Below are 23425 nucleotides of genomic sequence, written 5' to 3' on the forward strand. Positions count from 1 at the left end.
AACAGTCTTTGCAATGTCAACACCAATTACGGTATTCTTCATTTCGGGTTCTCCTGTCTTAAGTGGTTTTTGCGAACCTCTACTTTGGCACAATGATGCCGTTGACAGCGAGAACCCGCCCTCCGAATTCCATCCCGTCTTGTCAGCTTCGCCCCTGAGGGGGAGGCGTCCATTCCATTTCTTTTGCTTCGCCTGCGCGGCCCGGCCAAAAGAAAGTAAGCAAAGAAAAGGCGACCGCAAAGCCACTGCCTTCCCTCCGGTCAGGTCCCCAAATGCGGCGCGTATCAGTCGGGTGGGGAAACCAACTCGCTTCGCTCAAACATGTCTTCCCACAATTCCCGACTGACACGCGCCACATTTGGCAGCGTCCCAATGCGGAATTCACGTCAAAAGCAGCTTCAAAAACAACGGCAACGGCAACGGCAACCGCAACCGCAACCGCAACCGCAACCGCCTGTTGTCTGTTAGTTGGTTATGTTGAATTTACTCCGCTAAAAAATCCAGCAAAGTCAGCGCAATCACTTTGGTCGCTTTACGCAAATCATCCAGCGCAAGATTTTCATCGGCTTGCTTGGCGTTGGATTCCATCAGGGTGCGTGGACCTGCGCCGTACAGTACCACCGGAATGCCGTGTTCGCCATACAGACGGGCGTCGGTGTATAGCGCTGAACCGTTGGCTGGGATGGCTTCGCCGAGGATTGTCTGTGCATTTCGTTGTATGCTGGCTAGCAGTTTTTCGTGGCCTGGCAGGGGGCGCAGCGCGCGTGCCAGCAGCAGGCGTTTGATTTCTACGCGGATGCCTGGCAGGCCTGCTACCGCGGCTTCGATCATCGCTCTTACTTCTGCTTCTACTGCTGTCGGATCTTCTTCCGGAATCATGCGGCGGTCCATCTTCAGGACTACTTTTCCTGGCACCACATTGGTATTCGTGCCGCCATCAATGCGGCCGACAATCATGGTCGGATGGGTGATGCCTGGAATCGCCGAGGTGATCTTTTTCAGGTCGGGTAGCTTGGCGTAGATCGCTTGCAGGACCTTGGTTGCGGCTTGCAATGCATCGTGGCCGGTTTCTGGCATCGATCCGTGGGTTGCTTTGCCATGCACCGTTACTTCAAACTGCAGGCAGGCGTTGTGCGCGGTGACGACGTTGTAGCTGAAGCCGGGGCCGATTACCAGGTCGGGTTTGGTTAGCTGGTTTTCCAGCAGCCAGGCCGGTCCTAGCAAACCACCGAATTCTTCGTCGTAGGTGAAGTGCAGTTCGAGCGCGCCTTTGAGCGGTACGCCTAGTGCTTCCAGCGCGCGTACGGAAAAAATGTACGTGGCGAAATCGCCTTTGGATACGGTGGTGGCGCGGCCGTAGATGCGGCCGTTTTCTATTTCGCCGCCATACGGCTGTTTAGTCCAGCCTTCGCCGGGCGGTACCACGTCACCGTGCGCATTCAACGCCAGCGTCGGACCGGGGGCGGTATACTTGCGGCGGACGATCAGGTTGGTGATGCTTTCCATGCCGTATTCTTTGACTGTGGCGGTCGGTACCGGATGTTTTTCGGCTTGCCAGCCCCAGGCAGTGATCAGCTCGGCTACCGCGTCGGCGTGCGGCGCGTTGTTGCCGGGTGGCGTGTCGGTGGGGATGCGGACGATCTTTTGCAAGAATCCGACTTCTTCGTCAAAGTGGCCGTCGATCCAGCTGGTCAGCTGATCGGATAGTTTTGAATTATTCATGATTATGGGACAGAGTTTAAGAGTCGCTGCAACGGGTCAATTTCCGACATATTCCCGATAGTAGCGCAATCCTAAGCTTGTCAGTATTTCATAGCCGATAGTGCCGGCCAATTTCGCCACTTCGTCAACCGGACGGTGCGGCCCGATCAGCTCGACCAGGGCGCCGGCCTGCAGGTGCTCAGCGGCGATGCCGGTGACGTCGATGGTGATCGAATCCATCGAGACGGTGCCTACCATCGGCACCGCGCTACCGTCGATGAATACCATGCCACGATTGCTCATGCTGCGCAGCCAGCCGTCGGCATAACCGACGCCGACGGTGGCGATCTGCCGTTGCTCGGTGGCGCTATAACTGATGCCGTACCCTACGTGGTCGCCGCGCTCGATGGTCCTGGTCTGCAGGATGCGCCCGTGCAACGCAACCACCGGCTTTAACGGATTGGCGGCGCCGGCAACCGGTGCGATGCCATACAACGCGGCGCCGGGCCGGACCAGGTCGAACTGGTAATCGCGGCCGAGGAAAATCCCGGAGGAATTGGCCAGGCTGGCGGGCACTTGCGGCAGGCGCTGGCGCAGCGTTTTGAAACGCGCCAGCTGGCTTTCGTTCATTGGATGGCCTTGATGTTCGGCGCAAGCCAGGTGGCTCATAAGGAACAGCGGTGGGATGCTTTCCAGGTAGTGCGGGTTGGCCAGCCAGGCTTCGGCTTCGGCCGCCGGCAATCCCATCCGCGACATGCCGCTATCGACCTGGATGATTGCCGGCAGCGGGCGTTCCAGCGATTGCGCCAGTGCGTGCCAGCCCTGGATTTGTTGCAGGCTGTTGAGTACCGGCGTCAGTCCGTGGGCGATGAATTCATGTTCCGTCCCGACCGGCGGGCCATGCAGCACAAATACCTGTGCCGTTGCCGGCAGATGTGGACGCAGAGCGATGCCTTCATCCAGATGGGCGACAAAAAAATGCCGACAACCTTCCGCCGCCAGCGCCGGCCCCACCCGCTCTGCGCCCAGTCCGTAGGCATCGGCCTTGACGGCCGCGCCGCAGAAGGCTGTTCCCGCTTGCTCGCGCAGCAAACGGTAGTTGCTGCGGAGGGCGTTCAGATCGACTGTCAGGATGGCGCCCGCGTGTGCTGCTTGTGGATGCATGATGTGTGCCGTTCAAAAATGGTGTGTTTGCCGTAGCCGATACGGCGCCGGTATCGACTCAGGCGTAAGCGGGATGCGCCTGTTGGATACCGTGCTTGTTGTAACGGCCGACCGCCAGGTCATCCGAGGCAATCGCCGGCCGCTTGCCGGAAATCAGATCCGACAGCAATTGCGCCGAGCCGCAAGACATGGTCCAGCCGAGCGTGCCGTGGCCGGTATTGAGGAACAGATTGCGGATATGCGTAGCGCCGACGATCGGCGTGCCGTCCGGCGTCATCGGCCGCAAACCGGTCCAGAAACTGGCGGCGGCGGTGTTGCCGGCGCCCGGGAACAAGTCGTTGACTACCATCTCCAGCGTGGCGCGGCGTTTCGGCTTGAGCGTCTTGTTGAAGCCGACGATCTCTGCCATACCGCCGACCCGGATGCGGTCGTCGAAACGGGTGATGGCGATCTTGTAGGTTTCGTCGAGGATGGTCGAGACCGGCGCTGCTTCAGCATCGACAATCGGCACAGTGATCGAATAACCCTTGAGCGGGTATACCGGAATGTCCAGCAAGGAGCCGAGGAAGCGGGTCGAATAGGAGCCCAGCGCCACCACATAGCGGTCGGCTTGCAGATGTTCGGGGCCGCATTGGACGCCGGCGATTTCGCCATTGGCCAGGGTCAGCGCATCGATCTGCAGGTTGTAGCGGAAACGCACGCCGAGTTCTTCGGCCATTTTTGCCAGCCGCGTAGTGAACATCTGGCAGTCGCCGGTTTCATCGTTAGGCAAGCGCAATGCGCCGCTCAGCTTGTGCTTGACCGCTTCCAGCGCCGGTTCCGCCAGCGCCAGCTGGTCCGGCGTCAGCAATTCGAACGGTACGCCAGTGTCTTGCAACACCTGGATATCCTTGCAGGCGTCGTCCAGTTGTTGCTGGCTGCGGAACACCTGCATGGTGCCGAGCTGGCGGCCTTCGTAGGCGATGCCGGTGTCGGCGCGCAGGACTTTGAAGCAGTCGCGGCTGTATTCGGCCAGGCGCACCATGCGTTCTTTGTTGACCGCATAGCGGGCCGAACTGCAGTTGCGCAGCATCTGCCACATCCAGCGCAGCTGGAACAAGGTGCCGTCGGGCGTGATCGAGAGTGGCGCGTGTTCCTGCACCATCCATTTCAGGGCTTTCAGCGGGATGCCTGGCGCCGCCCAAGGCGACGCGTAACCAGGGGAGATCTGGCCGGCGTTGGCAAAGCTGGTGTCTAATGCGGGCCCCGGCAGGCGATCGATGACCGTTACCTCGTGACCGGCTCGCGCCAGATAATAAGCACTGGTAACACCGACTACACCGCTGCCAAGGATAAGCACTCGCATCTTGAATCTCCATGACGCCAATTCTTATCTTTATCTTACTGCGTGTACTGAAAATCAGGCTAGCAAAAGATAGGAAATCGCGTGTTGATTAATTGTTGTTGATTTGCAGGAATAAGCGCTATGCTAATGGCTATTTAGTAGCATTTGTTACTGTATAAACAGATGTATTCAGGACTTAACACTGAAAATATGAGTAAATTCCGGATATGAGAATCTACAAAGAATCGAGCCGTACCCTAGACAAGCTGGACCGCCATATTCTGCGGTTGTTGCAACAGGATGGCCGGATGTCGATGAAGGATCTTGGCGAGCAGGTGGGTTTGTCGACAACGCCCTGTATCGAGCGTGTAAAACGGATGGAGCGCGACGGCGTTATCGATGGTTATTACGCCCGCATCAACCCGGCGGCGGTGGGCGCCAAGCTGCTGGTGTTCGTCGAGATCACGCTGAATCAGAAATCCGCGCATGCCTTCGAACAGTTCCGGCGCGAGGTGCTGCGCATTCCGGAAGTGCTGGAATGCCATCTGGTGTCCGGTGATTTCGATTACCTGATCAAGGCCCGCATCCGCGAGATGGCAGAGTATCGAAAACTGCTGGGCGACATGCTGCTGCAACTGCCCGGCGCCGCGCAGTCCAAGAGCTACGTGGTCATGGAAGAAATCAAGGAAACGCTGGCGTTATCGATGGAAACTAAATAGCGGCGACGGCCCCTGGCTGCAGGCTGATCTCGATGCGTTCCTTGCCCTTGCCGGTATTCTTGCGTTTCAGCTTGAGGCCGCCGATTTCCGCAGTTGAGCGCGGATGGGTACCGCCGCAAGCCATCCGGGCAAATCCCGCGACCTCCCAATAACGGCGTTGTGCCGCTTCGTCGGTGAAGGCGGTGACGATAGGCAGATCGGCGCTCAACAGGGCGGTTACCTCGGTTTCTATCTGCGGGAACAGCACGGCAATATTGTTTTCATCGGCAAAATCGATGCGCGCCTTGTCGGCCGAGATATGGGCGCCGATACGCTCTATGCCGGGGCGTAGCTGGTAGACCAGTTGCAGGACCATTTCGGCGGCGAAGTGTAGCCGCATCAGGCGATAGCGGCGTTCCCAGTCGATGACGATCTCGACTTCGGTGCCGACTTGCAGGCCATGTCCGGGAGCTAGTGTGTAGACGATATCCAGGCCATCTTTTTCAGCGGACAGCACGGAGTGGCCTGCCACGGTGCCGGCGTCGCTCTCCTGGCCGCCGGAGAAGGCAAAGAAAATGGTTTCCGCGAGGCGGATGCGGTCGTTGTCGACAGCGACGACTTTGGTATCAAGCGTCGTGCGATAAGGGTCTTGCCAGAAAAGCTTGAGTGTCATGGCCGAACGGACTGAGGAAAGGTCTGACAAGGATAGCAATGAAAAGGGGCGAATTCGATATTCGCCTCTTTTTTCCCTGGCTAAATCTTAGAATTTGCCATTCTGGAAATCCCGCATCGCCTGTTCCACCTGCTCGCGGGTGTTCATCACGAACGGTCCCCATTGTGCAATCGGTTCATTCAACGGCCGCCCGGCAATCAGCAGAAAGCGGCTATTACCCTGTGCTTGCACGCTGACACCTGCGGCATCGGCAGTATTGCTCAAGATTGCCATGCGGCCGGCGGGTGCGGCACGGCCATCTTCACCGATGCGCAATTCGCCTTCATATACGTACAGGAACGCATTGTGGCTCGCCGGTATCGGCAAATCCAGCTGTTGGCCGCCTTCCAGCTGCAAATCCAGATACAGTGGTTCAGTGTGCGGTCTTTGTACCGCGCCGTCGGTGTCGAAAGCAGAACCGGCAATCACTTTCACCTTGACGCCAGGCTGCGGCGATACCTGCGGGATTTCGTCTGCCTGCAGATCGCGGTAGCTGGGAGCGATCATCTTGTCGCCCGAAGCCAGGTTGAGCCACAGTTGGAAACCGCTCATCAAGCCGTCTTCCTGTTCCGGTAGTTCCGAATGCACCAGGCCGCTACCCGCTGTCATCCATTGCACGCCGCCGGCCTGCAGCAAGCCTTCATTACCGGCATTGTCGCGATGGCGCATGCGGCCGGCCAGCATGTAGGTGACGGTTTCGAAACCACGGTGCGGATGGTCGGGAAAGCCCGCGAGATAGTCTTCCGGCTTATCCGAGTGGAAGTTGTCAAGCATCAGGAACGGATCGAGACGGTGTTGCAGGTCGTGTGTCAGGACCCGCACCAGGCTCACGCCTGCGCCGTCCTGGGTCGCAACGCCGGTGACCAGGCGTTCGAGTTGGCGATTGAAAACTGGCTTACTCATGAAATTCTCCGTTCCTTGATAGCTTGACGATTTGATGCTTAACGAATTGATGCTTAACGAATTGATGCTAAATTCATTGCTTGGATTGCGCTTATTTTTTCGGCTCGGGACTGGCCGCTGCCAACATCAGCAACGCACCGATGATCGAGACGTTTTTCAGGAAGTTGTTCAACTGATCCTGCATATTGGCTGGATCTGCTTCCCAGAAACGGTGTGCGGCCAGGGTTGCGCCAACCGTGAACAGCGCCACGATGAGCGCCGCCGGACGCGCGTTCCAGCCGGTCATGATCGCCAGTCCACCGCCGACTTCAACCAGGATGGTAAGAGGTACGGCCAAGCTCGCAAACGGTACGCCAATGCTGCTCATATAACCGACTACGCCGGAAAAAGCGGTGATCTTCAAGATGCCAGAAATGAGGAACAAGGAAGCCAGCAGAACCCGGCCGATGCGATACAGTGTTGGCGAACTTTGCATGATGGATCCAATCTATAAAAGGGTTTTAGTGTAAGTGAGCATTCGCTTTTATCGCACCGCATCAACTGATCATCGTGTGCCGATATGGGGGAGCTGGTTACAGCGAACAAGGCCATCTTAATCCTCTTATGTTTGGCAGGATATTGATTATCTTGCGATAATCAATATCTAATTATTAGATATTGTTGAGTGGCCATGAATATCGAACGACTATCGCTGGATCAACTGCGCGTGTTCGCCCAGGTCGCCGATAGCGGCAGTTTCCTGGCCGCGTCAAAGGCGTTGGCGCGGGCACAATCGGCGGTCAGCTATGCGATCAGCACTTTAGAAGGGCAGCTTGGTTTGCCTTTATTCGATCGCAGCAGCTATCGTCCACAACTGACGGCTGCCGGCATCGAGCTATTGCGCGATACGCGCCAGGTGCTGGATCAGGTCGATGCGCTGCAGGCGCGCGCCGCCGCCTATGCGCAAGGGCAGGAACTGGAGATCACCCTGGCACTGGATGTGTTTTTCCCAACCACGGCGCTGGTGGCGTTGCTAGGCGATTTCCGGCTGGCATTTCCTGGCGTTACAGTGCGCCTGGAGATCGAAGCGCTAGGCTCTGTCGCCGAACGCGTGATCGATGGCGAGGCGATGCTGGGTGTACTCGGCACCTTGCCCATCATTCCCCCCAATTTACTGCACGTCAGTTTGCCCACGATACTGCTGGTCGGGGTAGTATCGCCAAGCCATGCGCTGGCGCAGTTCAGCGGCCGCATCCCAGCCCATGTGCTGGAGCGACAGGTGCAACTGGTGCTGAGCGATCGCAGCGCGCTCACCGCCAATCAGGATTTCGCGGTGCATTCCTCCCTGTCCTGGCGCATGAGTGATCTGGGCACCAAGCACGCTTTGCTGCGGGCTGGCCTGGGATGGGGTTATATGCCGCGACACGTGGTAGCCGACGATCTGGCAAGCGGCCGGCTGGTGCATATCCAGACGGCCGGCCAGCCGCCGCAGGGCGCGGCAATGCCTATGCAGTGTGTGTATCGGCCGGATCGCGAGGTCGGGCCCGCCCTCAGCTGGTGGCTGGATGCATTATCAAAACTGACTACTTTCGATCTGGCCTGAATGATGAAAAAAATAAAATATCCAGAGCAGTTATTGATGTTGGCGTACCTGGCGCGCTGGCTGATATTGGCATCCGTGGTCGGCGCTTTGGCCGGGCTGGCGTCGGCAGTGTTGCTGCTGTCGCTGGAATGGGCCACGGATACCCGCAATGCCCATCGCTGGTTATTGTGGCTGTTGCCGCTGGCGGGTTTTGCAGTTGGCCTGATTTATCACTTGCTGGGTAAATCGGTCGAGGGTGGCAACAACCTGCTGATCGACGAAATCCACGATCCCCAGCGCATCGTGCCGAAGCGCATGGCGCCGCTGATTTTATTAGGCACCGTGATTACCCATTTGTTTGGCGGCTCTGCCGGACGCGAGGGCACTGCGGTGCAGATGGGCGGCGCCCTGGCCGATTTGATTACGCGTATCACTCGCCTGGGACCGGACGAGCGCCGCATCTTGCTGATGGCGGGTATCAGCGCCGGGTTCGCCTCAGTGTTCGGGACACCGCTGGCGGGCGCCATTTTCGGGCTGGAAGTACTCGCCATCGGCCGCCTGCGTTACGATGCCATCCTGCCCTGTTTCATTGCCGCCATCATCAGCGACCAGATCCCGGGTTTGCTCGGCGTTCACCATACCCACTATGCGATTCCATTCGTGCCGCATTTCAGCATCGGCATCTTTGCCGCGACACTGGTGGCCGGCATCGTGTTCGGTGTGGTTGGCATGGTGTTCGCGCAAGCAACGCACGGCTTGTCGCGCCTGATCAAGCGTGGCATCAAATTTCCGCCGTTGCGGCCGTTTGTCGGCGGCATTGCAGTAGTGCTGCTGGCCTTGTTGCCGGGCACGGATAAATATCTGGGACTGGGGATTCCGACGATCGTGGAAGCCTTCGAGAAACCACTGCCGGTATATGACTTCGCGGGAAAAATAGTCTTCACAGTGGTGACGCTGGCATCGGGCTTCAAGGGTGGCGAAGTGACGCCGTTGTTCTATATCGGCGCCACCTTGGGTAACGCCCTGGCGCAATTGCTGTCGATGCCGATACCGGTACTGGCCGGGCTGGGATTCGTGGCCGTATTTGCCGGCGCTGCCAATACGCCGATCGCATCGACCGTCATGGCGATTGAATTATTCGGACCGGAGATAGGCGTGCTGGCCGGTATCGCCTGTGTCGTCAGCTACCTGTTTTCCGGCCACACCGGGATCTATCATGCACAACGGATAGGTCACGCCAAACGCCTGACGATTCCGGAGGGTATGCGGTTATCGGAGATTGCCGGTTTTCGCAAACGCGGCGGCAAGCCCGATAAGGCCGATGAAAAGGTCGAGTAGCAGGTATTGAAACTCAGCCGAACTTGCGCACCGCATCTAGCGCCAGGCCGGCGCCGATACTGCCGAACAAGTCGCCCTCAACCGCTTTTGCCGATGGCACCAGCGCAGCAATCTTGTGACGCAACAGTTGCACGCCACTGGAGCCGCCGGTAAAGAATACCGTATCGACTTGCGCCGGCGTGACACCTGCGTCGCGCAGCAGATTGCCGACGGTGTCTTCCACCGTACTCACCAGATGCCCGATACTGGCGTTGAATTGCTGCCGCGTCAGGCTCAACGCCTGGTTCGGTGCGATGCGGTCCAGGCTGAGTTGTACGGTCTCGGCATCGGACAAACCGATCTTGCCTTGTTCCACCTGCAATGCCAGCCAGTGTCCCGCGCGTTGTTCAACCAGATCCAGCAGGCGGCCGAATTTTTCCCGCTCGACGGTTTCGCGCTGCACGTCCTTCAACTGCAGCCAGGCTTTGCGGGTATAAATCTGGTTGATGGTGTGCCAGGTGGCCAGGTTGAAGTAATAACTGGATGGCACTTCGCTATTGTTAACCAGGCGGCTACCCAGCCCCAGCATCGGCATCACGCTGGACAAGCTCAGGTATTTATCGAAATCGGTACCGCCGATGTGGACACCGCCGGTGGCCAGGATATCGTCGCGCCGCTCGCTGTTGCCGGCGCGCTGCGGCGACAAGCGCACCAGCGAAAAGTCAGAAGTACCACCGCCGATATCGGCAATCAGCACCAGTTCCTCGCGCTCGATGGTGGATTCATAGTCGAAGGCGGCAGCGATAGGTTCGTACTGAAAAGCAACGTGCTGGAAACCGACCGAGCGGGCGATTTCTGCCAGTGTATCTTCAGCGCGTTGGTCGGCGGTTGGGTTGTCGTCCACAAAAAATACCGGACGGCCCAGCACCACGCTATGAAATTCCCTGCCGGCGGCTTGTTCGGAGCGTATTTTCAGTTCTGCGATGAAGTGGGTCAGCAGGGCGCGGAACGGCAGCGCGCGGCCGCCAACCTCAGTCTGGGCATCGATCAGGCTGGAGCCGAGCAAGCTCTTCAGCGAACGCATCAAACGCCCCTCGTAACCGGCTAGATAGCCGCTCAGCGCGGCGCGGCCGAAACTGAACGCATCGTCCTCGGCGTTAAAGAAAACCACCGAAGGCAAAGTGACTTTACCGTCTTCCAGCGGCAGCAAGGCATTTTGTCCGGGCCTGCTCCAGCCAACTGTGGAATTAGACGTGCCGAAATCCACGCCGCAAGCATTTGACATGCACAGACCTCACAAATAAAAAAGGGGCCGGCAATGGTATACCAAAGATATTGGCGGTGCAGGGGAAATACGGCAGGGTGTTGGAAAATTGCGAATTAGTACGCGGATACAGCACGTTGTTGCCACGAGGCATCACCAGCGCGAGAAATGTTCCTCGGTCACGCCCACCAGATGTTCCACCGGGCGTGGAGCTGCATTGCGCTCCGGCTTGACCCAGCCGCTGAAACTGCCTATCGGCTGGATATAGCGGGTGGCGGCGATCAGCATGTTCTTGTTTTCGCGGCGAGCGCCTTCCGGCATGAATTGCAGATCGAGCAAGCCGTCGTCGGTATAGATATGCCAGGGCGCCAGCGGCGCCGCGAGGTCATACTCGAAACGTACATTGCCGAGCGCATGCAGCTGGCCGTCGAGCCAGAGTACGTTTTCCTGCTTGCCGAAATAACCGGCTTGCAGATTGAAACCGATATCCAGGCCATGAGCCGAGGCCCAGCGCCATTCGGTATTGCGCGCCAACAAGCCGTTCGAATAATCAAAGCTGGCGACGCCGCCCTCCAAAGCATAGCGCTGGTCTCCCACGCGCACCTCGCCGGTGAGCGGCATGCCTGGTGATTTCTGGGTGGCGTGCACCGAACCGTGGACGATCGGCCCGACCGCCAGCAACAAAGGGGCAGCCTGGCTGGCGTCGAACTCAGCCTCAAGCTCGAATTGCTCGCATTGCAAACTGAGCTGATATTTCCCGTCGCCGCCATCGGTCGGGGGCTGATAGTCGATCCGGTTGCCGAAACAGTGGAAACGGCTAGGCCCGCCCGCCTGATCGCTGACTTTAGCGCTCAAGCCCGGGATGCCGTCTTGCGAAAAGCCGGCAATCTGCTTGCCTTGCTGGCGGTCGAAAACATAGGCGAAAGCGGTATTGGTCCAGCCAACGTCGACAATCGCGATACCGCACAGTAGTTGCGGCGTCGACAGCGCCACGTATTGCCAGCGTTTGTGATGGAAGCGCCGCCACAGGCTGCTGCGCGCATAGGGTGCGGCCAGCGTCGACCAGTCGATCACTCCGGTGCTGCCGGCATAGCGCCCCATGCGCGGCTGGCCGTCGGCATCGATGACATTGGCGGGAGCAGCGGGCAGGGATCGAGAAATCATGTGGGCGGTAGGGCGTCAGTGAGTATTGTTGAGCATCCGGTAGGTTTCAACGTCAGGTCGCGTAGCATCCGGCTTTCTGTCCGCTGTCCTGGACCTGTTCGTGATAGCGTGCGCTACCCATTACAATGGCGGGTTGGGTATTGATTTTTACACACACAGTCGTCAAAAGCATCATTTAACGCCAATATCCGATATATTTTCTTTTTTGCAACGTCACTACTGCAGGCAACCCGATTGTTTTTTGAACCAGACCGACTTAATTTTTTCAGGCCGCTTGCCGGCAAGCACCGCGGCGTAGTGGTGGCTTGTGTGCGCGCGCTGTATGAGCGGCTGCATGGCCCCAGCGCCGATTATGGCCAGAACCTGACGCGTGACGGTTTGCGCGACCTGCTGTTGCCGGTAGTGCAGGAGTCGCGCCAGATTTTGTTGATGCAGGAAGAGGCAGCCGCGGGCGCCGAACTGGCAGAAGACGATTTCATCCCCGCCGGCGCCGACGATCAGCAAAGCAGCAGCGCGCTGTTGCGCACCTTGCTGCGGGATGGCTGGCTGGAGACCTTTGGCGACCGCGCCGGGCTGGTTACCGCCTATCGCTTTACGCGCGCCGGCAAGCTGTTCGCCGAGGCATTCTGGGCGATAGACCGGCGCAGCGCCCGTACTCGTCAGCGCAATGTCCGCAGCTGCCGCAATGCGCTCAATGCAGCGCTACGTAATGTCGATGCCTACGATTTGATCGATGCTTACGACTATGCCGAAAAAGTCATTAGCGACTTGTCAGAAGGCGTTGATTATTTCCAGGAACTGGTACGGCGTCTGATGTTGGAAGCATCGCAAACGCCATGGGATGGCTTCATGGAGTTCCTTGACCGTTTCGAAAAGGAATTCAAGAAGCAACTGACTGCCGACAGCATAGAACGCCATCGGCAGGCCATCCGCGATGTGATCGCCCGTTTGCATAGCCTGGAAGACGACAAGTCGCGGGCGCTGGAAGAGCAGCTCAACGATATCGCGCGCTGGGCCAGCCAGGAGCGGCAGGGGCCGTCGACGCTGGACTGGATGCTGGATCGCATCGAAGAAATGGTGGAGGCAGCTTGCACCACCAAGCATCCGGAGCTGATCAAGGCCATGAGCGTCTACATGCAACGCGCCGCCAGTATCGTGCAGCAAGCGTTGATGCTGCGCGGCGGCCAGACCCGGCAGGCCTATAGCGTTGCCATCAGCAAGACTGCAAAACTCAGCGGTGATGCGCAGAACGCTCTGCTGGAACGTCTCGGCGCCGCCATCGCGCCGGCCGAAATCCGCTTGCTCGATCCATCCGGATTCAAGCTGCGCAGCGCTTTGCAACGGCGCAAGGCTCTGACCGTGACGGCGCAACCGAAAGTGACACGCGACGCCAGGCTGGCGGCCGCCATGTATCGTGCCGAAGCGGACGCCTTTGCCTTGTCGAACGATGACATCGTGCATCGCATCCGCGCCGAATTGCGCTTGCGCGACCGGCCGATCCGCCTCTCGACATTACCGGTGGCGACCACCACCGATGTCCTCAACAATATGCAAGTGGTAGAAGCCGTACGCGGTGCGCGCGACGAGCGGCTGACTGTGCAGAAATTGCCGAGCAAGCTCTGGAACGAGTTTTATGCCGGCGACGATTATCAGATCGAGATGAAACATGACACTGAATGAAACACTGAACGAACAACTGGCAACGCAGGGTTTGTCGCTGGAGCGGTTTCGCGAAATCGTCGGCCGTTTATTCGCAGCCGGCATCGTGATCCGCGAAGAGGATGGCGTCGAGCAACGCCTGTATGACGATGCGCGCCGGATTGAAATTTGCCTGAGCGATTATTTCCAGCTTGGCGGTTTTCGCCTGGAGCACAATCTCAAGGGTGAATTTTTCCGCCTGTATGCCCCGGGCGCCGAAGTGCCGGGTATGCCGGAAGACGGCCTGGAGCCGGTGCCTGGCTTGCGCGCCCGGCTATCACCGGATTTCGTCGCTGCGGCGCTGGCGCTGCGTTTCCAGTATCAGCAAGGTTTATCGGAAGGCGGTAACCGGCTGACTGATTCTGGCGAGGTATTGACGCGCTTTGAAGAACTGTCGGCCACGCTTCAGACGCAATTGAAACGCACCCTGCCACCGACCAATATCGAACGGCAGCGCCTGCTCAACGATCTCAAGCGGCATCGCCTGATTCGTCTGGCGGCGAATTTTTCCATGGACGATGAGGATGCCTTGCTGGCGATCCGGCCAACGATCCTGGGCATCATCAGCGACGATATGCTGGAAGCTGCGCTGGAATCGGAACCGCTGCAGGCGGGAACTGAAGTAGAGCCCGAGACAGAGCAAGCCAGCTTGCCTGTAGTGGCAGAACCTGTGATGGAACCGATGATGGAAGAAGAAAGCATTGAAGGAAACATCGAATGAAGCTGGATAAACTGATCCTGGTGAACTGGGGCGCGTTGCGTTCGCAAGAGTACCCGATGGGCAATATGACTTTGCTGACCGGCCCCACCGGTTCCGGCAAATCGACCATGCTGGATGCTTTGCAAACCGTGATGACCGCTGTTTATCAAAATATTTTCAGCTATAACCCGGGGCAGGATGAAACCACGCAAGGCGCGCGCAATGGCAAGACCAAGCGTACCTTGTGGTCCTACATCGTCGGCGCCGAGGATAATCTGTTCGCCCGTCCCAACGGCGCACATGGCTATATCGCCGCGGTTTTCAAACCGAGCGAAGGTGAAGAAGGGCGCGAGTTCACCGCACTGGTGGCGGCGTCGGCCCGGGTCGATGGCGCCGGCGAGCGGCGTCAGGCGGTATCGGAACGGCTGGCCTTGCTGATCATCGACGGCGTTGCGTTGCAGTTGGATGATCTGACTTCGACCGAGATCGATGGCGGCATGGCAGTGGTTGCAGTCGAAAAGATCGAGCATCATCTTGCCGGGAAATACCGCGGCATCACCAATTTCCGTGATAGCAAGCGCGAGTATCTGTGCCAGTTGTACGGTCGTTTCCGCGGTCAGAAAACCGTTTCTTTCGCTGAAGCCGAAAGCGCTGCAAGAGCCTGGAGCCAGTCGATCGCGCACAAACCTATCGGCAGCGTCGACGATCTGGTCAAGCACCAGATCCTGGAACTCGACACTACGCAACTGTCGCAGCGCATAGGCCAGATCAGCAAGCTGATGCGGCAGGTGAACGAGTTGCGCAAGGAAGGCGAGCGCCTGACGGACAACGTCAAGCGCCTGGAGTTGCTCGGCAAAGCCGTCAGCGATACCGCGCGCGCGCATCAATCGGCAAGCCAGTCGCAGCTGCTGGTATCGTCGCTGGCTTTGCGCGAAGACCAGCGGCAATTGGAAGCGGCGACTGCCGCCATCGACGGCCTGCAAGCATTGATCGACGATGAAACCGAAAGCGCCGACAAGCTGGAGCAGGACCGCGCCGCCAAGAACCGCAGCCTGACGCAGATTCACGCGCAGATGATGGGGATTCCTGCCGCCGAACAAAAGACCCGGATTCAAAACCAGATCGAGCAGAGCGACGGCAAGATCAAAGCCGTGTTCAATGTGCTTCAACACAATGCGCTGGCGGCGCAGAAGCTGGAAACCGCAGCGCGCGACGTAGCCGGCATGCAGATCCCGTCGGAACAAAAGGAGATTGCCGATGCTGCCCGCCAGGTAGTGCTGGCGTTGTCGGCTGCCGGCACGTTGGATCTGGCCGTACATCTGCGTAGCATCGCTGAACTGGCCAAAGCTGACGAAGTAGACGTGCTGAAATCGCTCATGCTGGTCAATGACTTTGAAGGCGTTGATGCAGCCCTGGGAAAATTGCACGGCGCGCTGGCCGGCATCGAACACAGTTTCGTATCGGCCCTGCACACCCAGATCGCACAATTGCGCGCAACCGAGCATGAAGCCTTGCGCCGCGAGAAGGACGCTGCATCGCGCAAAGCTAATCTGGCCGAGGGCGGCGCCGACTATCCGGCGCATATCCGCCACGCACTGAAAGAATTCCGCTCCGAACTCGGCGCCGCGCGGGCCCAGGTGTTGTGCGACCTGGTGGAGCCGATGTCGGCCGACTGGCAAGCGGCGATCGAAGGATACCTGGGCGGTGCGCGTTTCAACCTGGTGGTGGATCAGGCATGGGAAGGTAAAGCCATCGATTTTGTACGCCAAAAGAAATTGCGCGCCAATGTGATTCAGGGCAGTTTCTGCCTGAAGAACCTGAAAATCGAAAGAACCCCCAGCGACTCCATCGTACATGAACTCAGCACCGAGCATCCGATTGCCCAGGCTTATCTGCATGAGCAGTTCGGACAGGTAGTAAAGGTGGCCGATACCGAAGCCCTGCGCCATACCTCGCGCGGCCTGACCAAGGATGGCAAGGGCAGCGGTTCGCGCACCATGTTCACTGCCGATGCGGACCTGCTGGTATTCGGCCAGGAAACCAAGCGGCTCGCTAAGCAGCGTGCCGAGCAAGAACATGCTGAAGCAGAACGAGAGCTGACACAGGTACGTGCGCAGTTGCGCGACCTGCAGGGTGCGCTGGCCATGATGGGGCAATTGCAATGCCCGTCCTTTGCCGCGATCGACGAATTGGGAAACCTGGTGCGCGAACTCGACGGGGCACGCCAGGATTTGAGCCGGCTCGATTTGACCGAGGTTAGCAAGCTGGAAGATGAAGCGGAAGTATTGAGTGTCGAGATCGCCGGCCTGGAAGCGCGTAAGACTGCTTGCAGCAAAAATATCGGCGGTCACGAAAAATCCATACAAGGTCATCAGGCCGCGATCACCAAGTTGAACCTGGGCATGGCCGGCAAACAAAGCCGGGTTGATGGCGACACCGGAAAACTACGTGACCTGTGCATTGTCAACGGCAGCTTGTCCTTCACCGCGCTCACGGACGAAGTCGCAACCTGGGTCAGCGAAGGAAGCTATTCGTCATTCAAGGCGTCTGACAATGTCGCCAAACAAACCGCGCTCAGCTGGCAACTATACGGCGATGCACGCAATGCGCTGGGCGAATATCACGCCCATGCGCGTATCGACGAGCGCTTCGAAATCGCACAGGGCGAGGATTCGCGCGATGGCGATTTCACGCCGCTGTACGCAATGATGGTTACCTTGCAAGACCGTACCCGAGCCCAGCTGACGCGGCAAAAAGATATCGGCCTGATCAAGAACCTGGAACAGCTGCGCACTGCGGAATCGTCGTTTAACGACGTGTTCACCAAGCAGTTTTGCTACGAAATCCGGAATGCTGTCGATACCGGTGTGCGTACCTTGAAAACGCTTAATATCGAGCTCGACAAGCTCAAGTTCGGTACCGATAAATTCCGCATCGACTGGTCGGAGTGGGTACCGGAATTCAAAGCCTACTACGACTTCTTCTGCGCCACTTCAGAAATGTCGGATACGCAAGAAGCCAGCAGCCTGTTTGCCGATCCCGTGTTAAGTGCGGATAACTGCCTGGTGCGCGACCGCCTGGTGCAATTGCTGTTGTCCGACGATGAAGACAAGGCAGTCAAGGAGTTGCAACGGGTTGCCGATTACCGCAATTACCGGCGCTATGAAATCTACAAGGAATCCGATACCGGTTCGCATGTACGCTTGTCGGAGTGGGGTACCGGATCCGGCGGCCAGCTGGAAACGCCTGCGTATATCATCCATGCGGCGGTTGTCACCAATCGCCTCAAGCGTTTCGAGAAGGGTAACAGCCTGCATTTGCTGGTCAACGATGAATCGTTCGCCAAGATGGATGAGGGGCGCGCACGCGATGTCTTGAAATTCCTGCGCGATAACCTCGGCATGCAATTGATCTGCGCCATGCCGACCAAACACGCCGGGGCGATCAAGCCGGAGTTCTCGCGCGAATGGAGTTTCAGCCGGACCGTGGCAGATGGCAACGGCGAAGTCGGATTCGTTTCGGAATCGGATGAACGTGAATTGCGCTCGGACAAGTTGCGCGAATTGTGGGAGTTGCGGCGAGCGCAGGTACGTGAGCAGGCCCAGATTAATTTCGAGGCGGCCGAGCAGGCGACGGCATGAGTGCGCCGCTCCGGCCAGAGTCACCAGACAATACGGAAGCATATGTCACACGCCATTGAAACAGCTGGATTTGTCGGCAAGAGCCCAATCAGGGTCGGTCGATTCACTTACGGTTTTGAGAACATCTCAATCAGAGAGTGGGGGGGAAGGCGCGGCCCTGACAATTGGCTCCTTTTGTTCTATAGCCTCATCAATCACTATTTTTTTGGGTGGGAATCACCGGTTGGATTGGATAACAACGTTTCCATTTGGGCATATTTTTCAAGAAGAATTTGACGGAACCGATATCCAAGGGCATCCGGCGACAAACGGCGATGTAATAATCGGCAACGATGTATGGATTGGACACGGCACGACCATCATGTCTGGCGTCTCGATTGGCAGCGGTGCAGTAATTGCCGCAAATTCCAATGTTGTAAAAGACGTGATGCCATATGAGGTTGTCGGGGGCAACCCGGCAAAGGTGATAAAAAACCGCTTTTGCAAGGAAGTCACAGAGTTGCTGCTAGCACTTGAGTGGTGGAACTTTCCTGTTGAAGTCATTAAGCAGATAAACCAGGATTTATCAGCGGAACCCACTATCGATGCGCTAACGAGTCTTATCAGAAGATACAAAATCTAGACGGCTTTAGCGCGTCTTGCCGGGCCAGTTAAATGAAAGGATTCTCTTGTTTTCGCACACTCCTGAATTGAACCGATATCTCGCATTCAGCAGCTATATTGATGGCGACCACCCGGCAGTCGCCAGCCAGGCGCGCATCCTGGCTGCCGGCTGCACGTCCGAGGAGGAAGTAGTGCAAAACTGCTTCGAGTTCGTACGCGACAAGATCAAACATAGCTGGGATTTCAAGCTCAATCCGGTGACTTGCCGTGCCTCTGACGTGCTAATTCATGGGACCGGCTATTGCTACGCCAAGAGTCATCTGCTGGCTGCGCTGTTACGCAGCAATGGCATTCCGACAGGGCTGTGCTATCAACGTTTGTCAGTGGGTATGGAAGGGCCGCCGTTTTGCCTGCATGGATTGAATGCGGTCTATCTGAAAAACCATGGCTGGTATCGAATTGATGCAAGAGGCAACAAGCCCGGAGTCGATGCGCGATTTACGCCGCCGTTCGAGAGATTGGCCTTTCCTGTTCTGGCTGAACAGGAAAGGAACTTGCCGGAGATCTGGGAAGAGCCATTACCCCTGGTCATCAATGCATTGTTAGCGTATTCGTCGGTTCAGGAGGTTGCAGAAAATCTTCCCGATATTGAATTGATTTCCGTCCAGTGAGTTAGCGCTCAGGCATTCATTTTGCTTACATCCGCTGGCCCCTCCAACGAAAGGAACGCCCTTGTTTGCTCAAACTCCTGTATTGAAAATGTTACGCCGGACTGCATGCGCCTTGCTGGTCGGCGGCGCCATGATGGCGACCGCCAGCGCGACCCCGGTTGCGGACACACATTGCCTGACTGAATGCAAGCCACGCATCGGCATCGTTTCGGCGTTCGGCGCCGAAGCCGACATCTTGCTGGAACAGACCAGGAACAAACGCGACTGGAAAATCAACGGCAACCGGTTTACCACCGGCGAGCTGCGCGGCAACCAGGTGGTGATCGTGCTCAGTGGCGTCAGCGTGGTTAACGCGACCATGGTGACGCAGTTGATGATGGATCATTTCCATGTCGAACGTTTGCTGATGAGCGGCATCGCCGGCGGCGTCAACCCTGCCAGCCATGTCGGCGACGTCACCGTGCCGGAGAGCTGGGCGATGCCGATGGAAGTCTACTGGAACGGCGACGGCAGCCTGCCGGCGCCTTGCGGCGCGGCGGGCGATGTCAGCTGCCTCGGCGTCAAACTGGCGACCGACAACGGCAAGCCGCGCCCGGATTTCAAAATCGATTCAGTCAACGGTCCGGTCAGCAGTGGCCTGTTCATGCGCGATAATTTTGTGATGAATTCTACCAATGCGCCGCAAGGGGAATTCCGTTTCGATTTCCAGGCCGATCCGGAGATGCTGGCGCTGGCGCGTACCTTGAAGCCGGCACTGGCGAAGTGCGGGCCAAAGAATCCGTCCTTGTGCGTTAGCGTTCAGCCGGTCTTGCGGGTTGGCGGCCTTGGTGTTTCGGGCAGCGCTTTCCTGGCCAATCCGGGATACAGGGCGTATCTCTACGATAACTTGCAGGCACAGGTAGTGGATATGGAAACCGGCGCCTTTGCGCAGGTAGCCTATGCCAATCGCGTGCCTTTTATTGCATTTCGCAGCTTGTCCGACCTGGCCGGAGGTAATGACTTCAAGGATGTCGGCGCCTTCTTCGGTAGCGGCCTGGCAGAGACCAATGAGGCCAGTGTGACGCTGGCCTTCCTGGAAGCATGGGGCCGTCGCATCCGTCGCTGACCTGGACGGACAGGCCGGATCATAGCTGGGGTTATTTCAGGGAAGCCAGTTTCTGCTCCAGTGCCTTGGCGTCGAGTGCGCTGCCGGTCCGGCTGCCGTCGGCGAAATACACAGTTGGTGTGCCGACGATGCGCAGCTTCTTGCCTAACGCCAGCACCTTGTCATTGGGTGTCGGGCAGGCAGGTGCGGCCACCGCTGCGGCTTTGCCGTTCGTCATCCAGTCGTTCCAGGCTTTGCTGCGATCGGCCGAGCACCAGATATCGCGCGACTTGACCACTGAATCGTCGGACAGGATATTGAGCAGGAAGGTATAGACCGTCACATTATCGATTTCCTGCAGGGTCTTGTGCAGGTTCTTGCAGTAAGGACAGTTCGGATCTTCAAATATTGCCAACACCCGTTTACCATTGCCCTTGACGGTCTTGACTGCTGCATCGAGCGGCAGGTCGGGGAAATTGATCGTCGCGAGCTGGTCTACTCTTTCTTTGGTCAGGTCTTTGTAGGTACGGGTATCGATGACTTTGCCGACCACGATGTAGTCGGCGTTTTCATCGGTGTAGAAGATGTCGCCGTTGGTGCGCACTTCATACAGTCCGGCATACGGCGTTTTAGTGATCGAATCGACTTTGATGCCGACACCCATGCGCGGCTCGATCAGTTTCTTGATGCGGGCTTCCTGCACGGTCTCGGCGCCGGCAGTCGCCGCCGCCAGGGCAAGCAGTAAGAGCAAGGTTTTTTTGAACCGGGTCATGGCGTTTCCATTAGTGAGAAAGAGACAGGTTTCAGCGTCAGATTTTTTTCTTGGTGTCGATACCAGAAAGATCGACCCCCGGCACCTTCTTGTGTTGCGCATCGGTTGGCGCCGCATAACGGGTGGCCAGTTTCCAGTCGCCGTCGACTTGTTTCCAGGTATCGACGATAAATATGTTCTTTGCCAACGGACTGGAGGCGGCGACATCCAGCGACCAGAGGAAACTGACGATCATCACGTTGCCATATTCATGCACCGCCATCTGTTGCACCTGCGATGCAAACGGCGCCTGCTTCAGGGAGCTGGCGATCGATTCCGCGCGCGGCGTCGGCCGGTTGGGAGCGGCGGCAGTGCGCAGTTCGTAATCGTCGGCAAGGCGTTTGTCGATGACGCCGCTATTGCGCTGCTGCACAGCGTCATTCAATTCGTTTTCCAATGTGCTGAAAATCTGTACCGTGCGGGTGACGGTCGGTATGGTTCTCTGGGCCGGGGTAGCGGCTTGCTGCGCAAAACTGCATATCGGGGTTGCCAGCAGCAGCGCCAGCAGGAGAGGAAGTTTTTTCATGGCATGGACTCGGGCGATTGAATAGGAAATATCATCAGCTGAAGCTCCGCCGCGGAGCGCTCCGCGGCGGAATTCCATGTTACATCACGATCGTCTTGACATCACGGATAGTGTTGGGCGCAAGCCTGGCTCGGCAGCAAGGTCCAGTTTTGCTGGATCAGGTACCGCATGGTGCCGAAGGTCTGATTGTATGCAGCGCCGTTGGAAGCGGTCGATGTAGCGCCAAAATTCCATGCGCATTTATCGCCGTTTTCCATACCGTTGGACAACGCGTACCAGGCATTGCCGTCCGGATCGGTGGTTGCTTCTTCAAGCTCATGCGAAATGATGCTGGCCATCGCATCCGCGCCCGGCGTGTTGTTCGGGCTTGGCGTATTGGCGCCGCACGAGCTTGCGCACTGGGTTTCAGGATTGCCGATGAAGGCGTACTTGATGTTTTGGCCGTTGATCGTGGCGTTGGTATGCCAGCCGCAATACTGGGTGCAGAAACCCGAGGTTGCGGTGGTGTTCTTGTCGGTCAGCACGAAGTAGACGCCGTTCGCATCCAGCGGCAATGCGCCGGCATTGATCCTGTTGGCGACGATGGTCTCGATGTTTGCGTCGGACAGCTTGGTGCCGAGCGAGCCGCTGTCGGTAGCGGTGCCGGCGTAGTTGACCACATTCTGAACATGCGTACCGGCCTTATCGGTGTACGTGGTGTTGATGTTGAAATAAGGCGAGCCGCCGATGTGATTGCCGAGGTTGGTCAGCACGTTTTGCGAGGCGCTGTCCCAGGTACCGTACCAGATGTAGTAGACGTTCTTTGGTGCGGTCATCACGGGGCCGCCCTGGTTGGTCAGGTTGGCGGTGCGCTGCGCCCTCAGGGTTGCAACCTTTTGTGCATGGGTCTGCACGTCCAGGTCGAGCTCGCCCCAGCCTTTGCCGGTCGGCTTGTAGACCGAGTCGCTGGATCCCTTGACTGCGCCTGCAAGTGCAACACTGGCGTACGCACAAGACAGCGCCAGGACGACTAATTTGCGATTCAATTTCATTGCATCTCTCCATAGTTGATGTGAATTGACATAGCCGGGCGTCCGATCGGGAGCGTCCGGTTACCGCAACTGAAGCGAGATTGCGTCTCGCTTCAGAGTCGACGCACGGGCGAGCCGCCACCTGCCATGGCGGAGCGACGGGTGCGTCTAGTGCAACCCGGGCATTCGTGCAGAACGCCAGGATTGAAATTCGGTAAAGCGAAGGAAATGAGAAGCTAGAAGTGCGGAGGCGGGGCGAGAGGTCTTGAGGCGGTTAGATAGGCGTACGGCTGAAAACGAATGAAGCTGAGCATCATGCAATTCCTCCTGTTGTACTGCCATGTGCCAGCGCCGCAGGGTAGCGCGGGCCGCATCATTTTATTGTGGTCTGGGTTGACCATGGGAAGGGAGTGTACGCCGCGATTTTGCTCTGCGGCAATGTATTTAATTGGTATGTGGAAATAAAATTGTAATGAAATGTTACAGAGTGATACAGTTGTCCAGCCATTGCATGCGAATGATTCTTGGTAAAAAAAATGACAGCCACAGCTGTAATGCCGTTCAGTTAAGCAGGTTTTCGTAGAACGCGAGTAGCATAGCGCTGTGGTTTTGCCTTAACGGCCCGGTCGAATTTTCGATCGGGCCGTTCGTCATTGAGAAGGCTAACGAGCCTTTCACGGAGATGCTTCATCGAAGCGGGCAGCTTGCCGTAGGACCTGGTGACGGCGGCCCAGTGAAGCTCGAACTGGATCAAATGAAAGGCGCGGATGAAGCTTACTTTACTTGCGTGGGTTCACATTTGACCACCAATGCTGCCTTGGCAATCTCCAGGCGAATCATGTTGTAGGCGATCAGGGTGCCCCATATTTCCTG

20 protein-coding genes are annotated in these 23425 nt (G+C 57.7%); 9 read left to right on the plus strand and 11 right to left on the minus strand.

Going from position 1 to position 23425, the window contains the following annotated elements; genetic code table 11:
* Window positions 1-483 precede the first annotated feature (483 nt).
* From BM029_RS23825 to BM029_RS23835, 3 genes are read right to left on the minus strand one after another with little or no spacing between them, the layout of a single operon-like run.
* Window positions 484-1722: a M20/M25/M40 family metallo-hydrolase gene (locus BM029_RS23825; RefSeq protein ID WP_092440342.1), complete on the minus strand. Its 1239-nt coding sequence runs from the start codon at window positions 1720-1722 to the stop codon at window positions 484-486.
* A 36-nt stretch (window positions 1723-1758) separates the two neighbouring features.
* The gene (alr, locus tag BM029_RS23830; protein WP_092440344.1) at window positions 1759-2865 is read right to left on the minus strand and encodes an alanine racemase; all 1107 of its coding nucleotides are present in this window, start codon (window positions 2863-2865) and stop codon (window positions 1759-1761) included.
* Window positions 2866-2923: 58 nt separating this feature from the next.
* Window positions 2924-4210 (minus strand): D-amino acid dehydrogenase, encoded by a 1287-nt coding sequence (locus tag BM029_RS23835; RefSeq protein WP_092440346.1) that lies wholly within the window; start codon window positions 4208-4210, stop codon window positions 2924-2926.
* A gap of 206 nt (window positions 4211-4416) precedes the next feature.
* Here BM029_RS23835 and BM029_RS23840 point away from each other — a divergent pair, with 206 nt between their 5' ends.
* Entirely contained in the window at window positions 4417-4908 is a 492-nt protein-coding gene (locus tag BM029_RS23840) for an Lrp/AsnC ligand binding domain-containing protein (RefSeq protein ID WP_092440348.1), read from the plus strand.
* Here BM029_RS23840 and BM029_RS23845 read toward each other — a convergent pair.
* The 3 genes from BM029_RS23845 to BM029_RS23855 all read right to left on the minus strand — a co-directional run bounded on the left by BM029_RS23845 (window position 4901) and on the right by BM029_RS23855 (window position 6977).
* Complete coding sequence (locus BM029_RS23845) at window positions 4901-5560, minus strand: alanyl-tRNA editing protein (protein WP_092440350.1); 660 nt, start codon at window positions 5558-5560, stop codon at window positions 4901-4903. The genes BM029_RS23840 and BM029_RS23845 overlap by 8 nt on opposite strands.
* 87 nt (window positions 5561-5647) lie before the next feature.
* The gene (locus tag BM029_RS23850) at window positions 5648-6502 is read right to left on the minus strand and encodes a pirin family protein (RefSeq protein ID WP_092440352.1); all 855 of its coding nucleotides are present in this window, start codon (window positions 6500-6502) and stop codon (window positions 5648-5650) included.
* Window positions 6503-6593: 91 nt separating this feature from the next.
* Window positions 6594-6977: a DoxX family protein gene (locus tag BM029_RS23855; RefSeq protein ID WP_092440354.1), complete on the minus strand. Its 384-nt coding sequence runs from the start codon at window positions 6975-6977 to the stop codon at window positions 6594-6596.
* 195 nt (window positions 6978-7172) lie between these two features.
* On the opposite strand from BM029_RS23855, the gene BM029_RS23860 reads away from it, so the two are divergent.
* Both BM029_RS23860 and BM029_RS23865 read left to right on the plus strand, forming a co-directional pair.
* Window positions 7173-8084 (plus strand): LysR family transcriptional regulator, encoded by a 912-nt coding sequence (locus tag BM029_RS23860; protein ID WP_092440356.1) that lies wholly within the window; start codon window positions 7173-7175, stop codon window positions 8082-8084.
* 3 nt (window positions 8085-8087) lie between these two features.
* On the plus strand, window positions 8088-9401 hold the full coding sequence (locus BM029_RS23865; RefSeq protein ID WP_211482533.1) for a voltage-gated chloride channel family protein: 1314 nt from the start codon (window positions 8088-8090) through the stop codon (window positions 9399-9401).
* A gap of 13 nt (window positions 9402-9414) precedes the next feature.
* Here the strand turns inward: BM029_RS23865 and BM029_RS23870 are convergent, their stop codons facing one another.
* Window positions 9415-10665: an Hsp70 family protein gene (locus tag BM029_RS23870; protein ID WP_092440358.1), complete on the minus strand. Its 1251-nt coding sequence runs from the start codon at window positions 10663-10665 to the stop codon at window positions 9415-9417.
* Between the two features lie 132 nt (window positions 10666-10797).
* Window positions 10798-11808, minus strand: coding sequence for a DUF2804 domain-containing protein (locus BM029_RS23875; protein WP_092440359.1), 1011 nt, complete (start codon window positions 11806-11808; stop codon window positions 10798-10800).
* Window positions 11809-12042: 234 nt separating this feature from the next.
* Here BM029_RS23875 and BM029_RS23880 point away from each other — a divergent pair, with 234 nt between their 5' ends.
* The 6 genes from BM029_RS23880 to BM029_RS23905 all read left to right on the plus strand — a co-directional run bounded on the left by BM029_RS23880 (window position 12043) and on the right by BM029_RS23905 (window position 20226).
* A complete protein-coding gene (locus tag BM029_RS23880; protein WP_092440361.1) occupies window positions 12043-13488 on the plus strand; it encodes a Wadjet anti-phage system protein JetA family protein in 1446 nt (481 codons plus the stop codon).
* Window positions 13475-14227 (plus strand): DUF4194 domain-containing protein, encoded by a 753-nt coding sequence (locus BM029_RS23885; protein WP_092440363.1) that lies wholly within the window; start codon window positions 13475-13477, stop codon window positions 14225-14227. The genes BM029_RS23880 and BM029_RS23885 overlap by 14 nt, the downstream gene beginning before the upstream one ends.
* The gene (locus BM029_RS23890; RefSeq protein ID WP_092440365.1) at window positions 14224-17847 is read left to right on the plus strand and encodes an ATP-binding protein; all 3624 of its coding nucleotides are present in this window, start codon (window positions 14224-14226) and stop codon (window positions 17845-17847) included. The genes BM029_RS23885 and BM029_RS23890 overlap by 4 nt, the downstream gene beginning before the upstream one ends.
* Window positions 17848-17902: 55 nt before the next feature.
* Window positions 17903-18469, plus strand: a complete 567-nt coding sequence (locus tag BM029_RS26510; protein ID WP_305764565.1) for a CatB-related O-acetyltransferase — start codon at window positions 17903-17905, stop codon at window positions 18467-18469.
* 67 nt (window positions 18470-18536) lie between these two features.
* Window positions 18537-19121, plus strand: coding sequence for a transglutaminase-like domain-containing protein (locus BM029_RS23900; protein ID WP_092440377.1), 585 nt, complete (start codon window positions 18537-18539; stop codon window positions 19119-19121).
* Window positions 19122-19182: 61 nt separating this feature from the next.
* Complete coding sequence (locus BM029_RS23905; protein ID WP_244545201.1) at window positions 19183-20226, plus strand: 5'-methylthioadenosine/S-adenosylhomocysteine nucleosidase; 1044 nt, start codon at window positions 19183-19185, stop codon at window positions 20224-20226.
* A gap of 31 nt (window positions 20227-20257) precedes the next feature.
* Here BM029_RS23905 and BM029_RS23910 read toward each other — a convergent pair whose 3' ends face one another.
* From BM029_RS23910 to BM029_RS23920, 3 genes are all read right to left on the minus strand, one after another.
* Complete coding sequence (locus BM029_RS23910; protein ID WP_092440369.1) at window positions 20258-20977, minus strand: DsbC family protein; 720 nt, start codon at window positions 20975-20977, stop codon at window positions 20258-20260.
* Between the two features lie 37 nt (window positions 20978-21014).
* Window positions 21015-21542 (minus strand): nuclear transport factor 2 family protein, encoded by a 528-nt coding sequence (locus BM029_RS23915; protein WP_170851211.1) that lies wholly within the window; start codon window positions 21540-21542, stop codon window positions 21015-21017.
* A 101-nt stretch (window positions 21543-21643) separates the two neighbouring features.
* The gene (locus tag BM029_RS23920) at window positions 21644-22573 is read right to left on the minus strand and encodes a hypothetical protein (protein ID WP_092440373.1); all 930 of its coding nucleotides are present in this window, start codon (window positions 22571-22573) and stop codon (window positions 21644-21646) included.
* Between the last annotated feature and the right edge of the window lie 852 nt (window positions 22574-23425).

Source organism: Collimonas sp. OK607, assembly GCF_900111995.1.
Taxonomy (GTDB): domain Bacteria; phylum Pseudomonadota; class Gammaproteobacteria; order Burkholderiales; family Burkholderiaceae_D; genus Collimonas.

What these genes read in the sequence shown, in the direction of transcription:
- BM029_RS23825 (WP_092440342.1), bottom strand. Translation starts at nt 1,722, where the DNA reads ATGAATAATTCAAAACTATCCGATCAGCTGACCAGCTGGATCGACGGC.
- alr (WP_092440344.1), bottom strand. Translation starts at nt 2,865, where the DNA reads ATGCATCCACAAGCAGCACACGCGGGCGCCATCCTGACAGTCGATCTG.
- BM029_RS23835 (WP_092440346.1), bottom strand. Translation starts at nt 4,210, where the DNA reads ATGCGAGTGCTTATCCTTGGCAGCGGTGTAGTCGGTGTTACCAGTGCT.
- BM029_RS23840 (WP_092440348.1), top strand. Translation starts at nt 4,417, where the DNA reads ATGAGAATCTACAAAGAATCGAGCCGTACCCTAGACAAGCTGGACCGC.
- BM029_RS23845 (WP_092440350.1), bottom strand. Translation starts at nt 5,560, where the DNA reads ATGACACTCAAGCTTTTCTGGCAAGACCCTTATCGCACGACGCTTGAT.
- BM029_RS23850 (WP_092440352.1), bottom strand. Translation starts at nt 6,502, where the DNA reads ATGAGTAAGCCAGTTTTCAATCGCCAACTCGAACGCCTGGTCACCGGC.
- BM029_RS23855 (WP_092440354.1), bottom strand. Translation starts at nt 6,977, where the DNA reads ATGCAAAGTTCGCCAACACTGTATCGCATCGGCCGGGTTCTGCTGGCT.
- BM029_RS23860 (WP_092440356.1), top strand. Translation starts at nt 7,173, where the DNA reads ATGAATATCGAACGACTATCGCTGGATCAACTGCGCGTGTTCGCCCAG.
- BM029_RS23865 (WP_211482533.1), top strand. Translation starts at nt 8,088, where the DNA reads ATGAAAAAAATAAAATATCCAGAGCAGTTATTGATGTTGGCGTACCTG.
- BM029_RS23870 (WP_092440358.1), bottom strand. Translation starts at nt 10,665, where the DNA reads ATGTCAAATGCTTGCGGCGTGGATTTCGGCACGTCTAATTCCACAGTT.
- BM029_RS23875 (WP_092440359.1), bottom strand. Translation starts at nt 11,808, where the DNA reads ATGATTTCTCGATCCCTGCCCGCTGCTCCCGCCAATGTCATCGATGCC.
- BM029_RS23885 (WP_092440363.1), top strand. Translation starts at nt 13,475, where the DNA reads ATGACACTGAATGAAACACTGAACGAACAACTGGCAACGCAGGGTTTG.
- BM029_RS23890 (WP_092440365.1), top strand. Translation starts at nt 14,224, where the DNA reads ATGAAGCTGGATAAACTGATCCTGGTGAACTGGGGCGCGTTGCGTTCG.
- BM029_RS23910 (WP_092440369.1), bottom strand. Translation starts at nt 20,977, where the DNA reads ATGACCCGGTTCAAAAAAACCTTGCTCTTACTGCTTGCCCTGGCGGCG.
- BM029_RS23915 (WP_170851211.1), bottom strand. Translation starts at nt 21,542, where the DNA reads ATGAAAAAACTTCCTCTCCTGCTGGCGCTGCTGCTGGCAACCCCGATA.
- BM029_RS23920 (WP_092440373.1), bottom strand. Translation starts at nt 22,573, where the DNA reads ATGAAATTGAATCGCAAATTAGTCGTCCTGGCGCTGTCTTGTGCGTAC.